A 5,688-nucleotide genomic window follows, 5' to 3' on the forward strand; every position below is an offset into this window, starting at 1 on the left:
TATCCATCGTTCGCTCGCTACGCTCGCTCATGACGCCTCCCGTGCTATGCGGTCGAGCCGCACCTGAGCAACCCGGTTCATGCCGCGATTGTTCCGCGCACGCCACGATCAGGCCGCGCGGACGGCTGCCGCGTCACCCCTCCTGCGCCTGGATAGCCGTGATCGCCACGGTGTTGACGATGTCAGCCACGAGGGCGCCGCGGGACAAGTCGTTGACCGGCTTGCGCAGACCTTGCAGCACGGGTCCGATCGCGATCGCGCCCGCGCTGCGCTGCACCGCCTTGTAGGTGTTGTTGCCGGTATTCAGATCGGGAAACACGAACACGGTCGCGCGGCCCGCGACCTCGGAATCGGGCAGTTTGGCGTCGGCGACGGTCGGCTCGATCGCGGCGTCGTACTGGATCGGGCCCTCCACCGGCAGTTCCGGCGCGCGCTCACGCACCAGCTTGGTCGCGACACGCACCTTGTCCACGTCCGCGCCACTGCCGGATTCGCCGGTCGAGTAGGACAACATCGCCACCCGAGGTTCGATGCCGAAGCGGGCGGCGGTCGCCGCGGACGAGATCGCGATATCGGCCAGCTGCTGCGAGGTCGGGTCCGGCACGACGGCGCAGTCACCGTAGGCGAGCACCCGGTCGGCCAGGCACATGAGGAACACGCTGGAGACGGTGGCGACGCCCGGCACCGTCTTGATGATCTCCAACGACGGCCGGATGGTGTGCGCGGTGGTGTGCGCCGCGCCGGAGACCATACCGTCCGCAATCCCGCGGTAGACCATCATGGTGCCGAAATACGAGATGTCGGCAACGGTTTCGCGGGCCCGCTCCAGCGTCATGCCCTTGTGCTTGCGCAGCTCCGCGTACTCGGCGGCGAACTCGTCCAAGTAGCCGGAGCTGCGCGGGTCGAGCACCTGCGCAGCCGAGATGTCCACGCCGAGTTCGGCGGCGCGGGCGCGCACCGCGATCTCGTCGCCGAGGATGACCAGGTCGGCGATCTTGCGCTGGAGCACCCGGCCCGCCGCGCGCAGAATGCGGTCGTCGTCGCCCTCGGGCAGCACGATGCGTTTGCGGTCGGCCCGCGCGCGCTCGATGAGCCGGTATTCGAACATCTCCGGAGTGACCACCGAACTGGGCGGAACGTCGATGCGCCGCAACAGTTCCTCCGCTTCGACGTGCTCCTCCATCAGCGCGAGTGCGGTGTCCACCTTGCGCGGGTTGCCCGCCGACATGCGTCCGCGGGTGCGGTACGCCGCGCCCGCGGTGTCGTAGGTGCCCAGGTCGGTGGTGAGGATCGGCAGCTTGGGCTCGAGGCCTGCCATCAGCCGCGCCACCGCGGGATGCGGCAGCAGGCCGCCGTTCATGATGATGCCCGACAGTGACGGGAAGCCTTGCGCCTCATGCGCGCTCACGACGCTGAGCAGCACGTCCGACCGGTCGCCCGGTGCGATCACCACGACGCCCTCGGACAGCCGCTCCAGGATGTGCTCGGCCGTCATGCCGCCGACGATGATCTGCAGCGCCTCACGGTGCAGCAACTCCGGGTCACCGCTGTACATTTCGCCGTCGATCGCCGCGCACAGCTCGGCCATGGTCGGCGCGATCAGCAGCGGGACCTCGGGCAGGGTCCAGGACGGTACGTCGAATCCACGCAGCGACGCGCAGATCTCCGCCAACCGCCGCGGGTCGCAGCGGTTGGCGATGATGGCCACCAACTGCGCGTGCTCGTGGGACAACTCGGCCGCGCACAGCTCGGCCAGCTGCTTCACCTCGACCGGGGTGCGGCCCGCACCGCGCACCACCAGCAGCACGGGTGCGCCCAGGTTGACCGCGATCCTGGCGTTGAAACGCAGCTCGCTGGGGCTGGCCACGTCGGTGTAGTCGCTGCCGACCACGACCACCGCGTCGCACATCTTCGCGACCTCGTGGAAGCGCAGGACGATCTCGCCGATCGCCGCGTCCGGGTCGGCGTGCACCTGCTCGTAGGTGGTGCCGATGGCCTGCTTGTAGTCGATGTCCGCGGTGCTGTGCTCGAGCAGCAGCTCCAGGACATAGTCGGGCTCGGTGGTCGAGCGCGTGATCGGACGGAACACCCCCACCCGTGCCGTGGTGGCGCACAGCATCTGCAGTACTCCGAGAGCCACCGTCGATTTGCCCGTGTCGCCTTCCGGAGAGGCGATGTAGACGGCTGAGGGAGCGTTGTCGGCCATGTCCGTGAGCTTAGTGAACACGCGGCTATCCGACTCGGTCGCGACCGGACGATCGCCGGTCAGGACGGAGCTACCGGGCGCTTCTCTCCGCTTTCCCCCCGCAGGAAATTCTGCCCGCTATAGTCCGGGCATGGCTGAGCAGTTTCCGGATCGGCAGTGGGGCTCGAACACCAACCTATTGGCCCGCGCGGCAACCAGGTTGGCGTCGACGAAGCCGGGTTCCCGGTTCATCCGCGCCATCACTCCGCTGGACCGGGCGATCCTGGAACGCACCGACGCCAAGTACACCCTGCTCGGCCCGATCGGCGCGCCGGTCATCCTGCTCACCACCATCGGCCGCAAATCCGGTCAGCCGCGCACCCAGCCCCTGCTCTACGTGCACGACGGCGACACGCTCTATGTGGTCGGCAGCAACTTCGGCCAGGCCCACCACCCCGCCTGGACCGCCAACTTGCTGGCGAACCCCACCGCGACGGTGGCGATCGCGGGCGAACGCATCGACGTCACCGCCACCCCCGTCGACCAACCCGACAAAGACGCCATCTTCAACCGTTTCGTCGAAGTCACCGCCGCCTACGCCACCTACCGCTCCCGCACCACCCGCGACCTCCGCATCTTCGCCCTGCGCCGGGCGTAACCATCTCGCGAGTGGCACCTCGCTGCGGCATCGGCCGAGTAGCCCTCTCCGTGGTGTGCCACTCGCGGACGGGGTCAGGCTAGGGCGCGGAGGCGGGGGGCGAGGTCGCGGTGGAAGAGGTTGAGGAAGCGGGCTTGGTCGTGGCCGGGGGCGTGGAAGACGAGGTGGTTGAGGCCGGCGTCGAGGTAGGGCTTGATTTGGTCGACTGCCTGGTCGGGGTCGCTTGCGACGATCCAGCGCTTCGCGATCTGGTCGATCGGGAGTGCGTCGGCGGCGGCTTCCATCTCGATCGGGTCGGTGATGCTGTGCTTCTGCTCTGCGGAGAGTGAGAGCGGGGCCCAGAAGCGGGTGTTCTCCAGCGCCAGTTCCGGATCGGTGTCGTAGGAGATCTTGATCTCGATCATCCGGTCGATGTCGTCGACGGTGCGGCTCGCCTTCGCCGCGCCTTCCGCGACCGCGGGCATCAGCTTCTCGGTGTAGAGGTCCATGCCCTTGCCCGAGGTGCAGATGAAACCGTCGCCCGCGCGTCCGGCGTACCGCGCGACCAGCGGACCGCCCGCGGCGATGTAGATCGGAATACCGCCCTTGGGCACGTCGTAGATGGACGCACCGACGGCCTTGTAGTACTCGCCGTCGAAGTCGACACGGTCGCCGGTCCACAGCGCGCGCATCAGGTCGACGGCCTCGCGCAGGCGGGCGAAACGCTCCTTGAATTCCGGCCACTCGCCGGTGTATCCGGTGGCGATCTCGTTGAGCGCCTCGCCGGTGCCGACCCCGAGCATGACGCGATCCGGATACAGGCAGCCCATGGTTGCGAACGCCTGTGCGATCACCGCCGGGTTGTAGCGGAAGGTCGGGGTGAGCACCGAGGTGCCCAGCTGGATGCGCTGGGTGCGCTCGCCGACCGCCGCCATCCAGGCCAGCGAGAACGGCGCGTGCCCGCCCTTGTGCCGCCACGGCTGGAAGTGGTCGCTCACGGTGGCGCTGTCCAGGCCGTGTTCTTCGGCCAGCACCGCGATCTCCACGAGTTCACGGGGGCCGAACTGCTCCGCCGATGCCTTGTATCCGAGCTTGAGTTCGCTCATCTGCCACGCTCCTCGCGTATCGTTTCGCCGTCATCGCGATCCGCCCTCGACAGTAGCCACCCGGTCGTCGCGCGGTGCGGAGGGCCTGCCGTGGATGATCTTCGCCGTCGCCCGGTGCAGCTCCCGCCGGGCCCGGTCTCAGCAAGAGGAACGCCGTGGCCCCGGCGCGGTATTTCGCCGGAATCGCCCGGCGCGGCGGCATGTTGATCATTCCCGTTTCGGTTGCGGGCCGATAGCGGATAATGGCCGCGTGACCCCTGAAGACGAACCGATCCTGTCCTACCTGACCGATATGGACGGGGTGTTGGTACACGAGGACCATCTCATACCCGGCGCCGACGAGTTTCTTGCCGAGCTGCGTGCCAACGAGACGCCGTTCTTGGTGTTGACGAACAATTCCATTCGCACGCCGCGGGATCTCCAGGCACGGCTACGACACACCGGGCTCGACATCCCGGAGGAGGCGATCTGGACCTCCGCGCTGGCCACCGCCACCTTCCTGAACGACCAGCGCCCCAACGGAACCGCTTATGTCGTGGGCGAATCCGGGCTCACCACGGCCATGCACGAGATCGGCTACGTGCTCACCGATAGCCAGCCCGACTACGTGGTGCTCGGCGAGACGAGGACCTACTCCTTCGAGGCGATCACCACCGCGATCCGGCTGGTCGAGCGTGGCGCCCGTTTCATCGCGACCAACCCGGACCCGACCGGCCCGTCCCGCGAGGGTTCGCTCCCCGCGACCGGGTCGGTGGCCGCGCTCATCACCCGCGCCACCGGCCGCGAGCCGTACTACGTCGGCAAGCCGAACCCGCTGATGATGCGTTCCGCACTGCGCCGCATCGGCGCCCATTCCCAGTCCACCGTGATGATCGGCGACCGGATGGACACCGACGTCATCTCCGGCCTGGAAGCGGGGATGCGCACCATCCTGGTCACCTCCGGCATCTCCACCCGCGCGTCCTTCGAGGCATACCCCTACCGCCCCACCATGGTGGTGGACTCCGTCGCCGATCTGATCGGAAAAACCAAGTCCCCGTTCACGGCCTGATCTCGCTCGCCCCCGTAGAAGCCCGCCGATCGGATGGAGGGGGCGGCCATCGCATCGGTTCGGCGGGTCTGTTGATCGGGCCCAGCAGCGGACGGCCGATGTCTAGCGATTGCTCCTGCCGCACATGGCTTATCGACAAGGTCGTCTACCGACGGCCCGACGTCGACATACTCCGAGCTAGTCGTCGCGACCGGTGATCGCGTCCATGGCCACGGAGAGTTTCGTGAGCACCTCGGCGGTGAGTGCGAGCTGTTCGGGGCCGAGTTCGGCGGCGAGGCGCTTGGACATCACCGCGTGTTGCGGGTTGATGCGCCGGACCGCGGCAAGGCCCGCGTCGGTGACTGCGACGAGTTTCGCGCGGCGGTGGGCGGGATTGGGCCGGTATTCGGCAAGTCCCCTGTCCACCAAAAGGTCCGCGATGCGCTGCACGCTCTGGCGGGTGATACCCATTTCGCGGGCGATGCCCGCGACGGGCAACGGCGTGCGCTGCACCGCGCCCAGCACCTGCCACCAAGCGGCGGTCAGACCCGCGGGTCGCGCCAGCTCCTCGGCTACCGCGAGGAACTGACCGTTCAAACGGAACGACGTGATCGCCGCCGTGGCGAACAGCTCCTGTTCATCGGTCATGCTGCGTCTCCTGCCGACCGGGTCGGCGACCCGGCCGATCGACCGGACCGCCGACGGATCGTCCGCTGGGTCGCTCATGCCT

5 protein-coding genes are annotated in these 5,688 nt (G+C 68.1%); 2 read left to right on the plus strand and 3 right to left on the minus strand.

All coding sequences use genetic code 11. The annotated features are described in order from the left end of the window. Nucleotides 1-133 precede the first annotated feature (133 nt). Nucleotides 134-2,206 carry a phosphate acetyltransferase gene (pta, locus tag NA4_RS15340; RefSeq protein ID WP_067470304.1) on the minus strand — a complete coding sequence of 691 codons (2,073 nt, stop codon included), beginning with the start codon at nt 2,204-2,206 and terminating at the stop codon, nt 134-136. A 130-nt stretch (nt 2,207-2,336) separates the two neighbouring features. On the opposite strand from pta, the gene NA4_RS15345 reads away from it, so the two are divergent. Then, nucleotides 2,337-2,843 (plus strand): nitroreductase family deazaflavin-dependent oxidoreductase, encoded by a 507-nt coding sequence (locus NA4_RS15345; protein WP_067470305.1) that lies wholly within the window; start codon nt 2,337-2,339, stop codon nt 2,841-2,843. 74 nt (nt 2,844-2,917) lie between these two features. On the opposite strand, the gene fgd is transcribed toward NA4_RS15345, so the two are convergent. Then, nucleotides 2,918-3,928 (minus strand): glucose-6-phosphate dehydrogenase (coenzyme-F420), encoded by a 1,011-nt coding sequence (gene fgd / locus NA4_RS15350; protein ID WP_067470306.1) that lies wholly within the window; start codon nt 3,926-3,928, stop codon nt 2,918-2,920. A 292-nt stretch (nt 3,929-4,220) separates the two neighbouring features. On the opposite strand from fgd, the gene NA4_RS15355 reads away from it, so the two are divergent. Next, nucleotides 4,221-4,979: an HAD-IIA family hydrolase gene (locus NA4_RS15355; protein WP_373862794.1), complete on the plus strand. Its 759-nt coding sequence runs from the start codon at nt 4,221-4,223 to the stop codon at nt 4,977-4,979. A 177-nt stretch (nt 4,980-5,156) separates the two neighbouring features. On the opposite strand, the gene NA4_RS15360 is transcribed toward NA4_RS15355, so the two are convergent. Then, nucleotides 5,157-5,606 carry a MarR family winged helix-turn-helix transcriptional regulator gene (locus NA4_RS15360; protein WP_067470308.1) on the minus strand — a complete coding sequence of 150 codons (450 nt, stop codon included), beginning with the start codon at nt 5,604-5,606 and terminating at the stop codon, nt 5,157-5,159. Nucleotides 5,607-5,688: the final 82 nt, after the last annotated feature.

Source organism: Nocardia amamiensis NBRC 102102 (assembly GCF_001612745.1).
Classification (GTDB): Bacteria; Actinomycetota; Actinomycetes; order Mycobacteriales; family Mycobacteriaceae; genus Nocardia; species Nocardia amamiensis.

Coding starts and splice junctions, on each gene's coding strand:
- fgd (WP_067470306.1), bottom strand. CDS start 3,928: ATGAGCGAACTCAAGCTCGGATACAAGGCATCGGCGGAGCAGTTCGGC.
- NA4_RS15360 (WP_067470308.1), bottom strand. CDS start 5,606: ATGACCGATGAACAGGAGCTGTTCGCCACGGCGGCGATCACGTCGTTC.
- NA4_RS15355 (WP_373862794.1), top strand. CDS start 4,221: ATGGACGGGGTGTTGGTACACGAGGACCATCTCATACCCGGCGCCGAC.
- NA4_RS15345 (WP_067470305.1), top strand. CDS start 2,337: ATGGCTGAGCAGTTTCCGGATCGGCAGTGGGGCTCGAACACCAACCTA.
- pta (WP_067470304.1), bottom strand. CDS start 2,206: ATGGCCGACAACGCTCCCTCAGCCGTCTACATCGCCTCTCCGGAAGGC.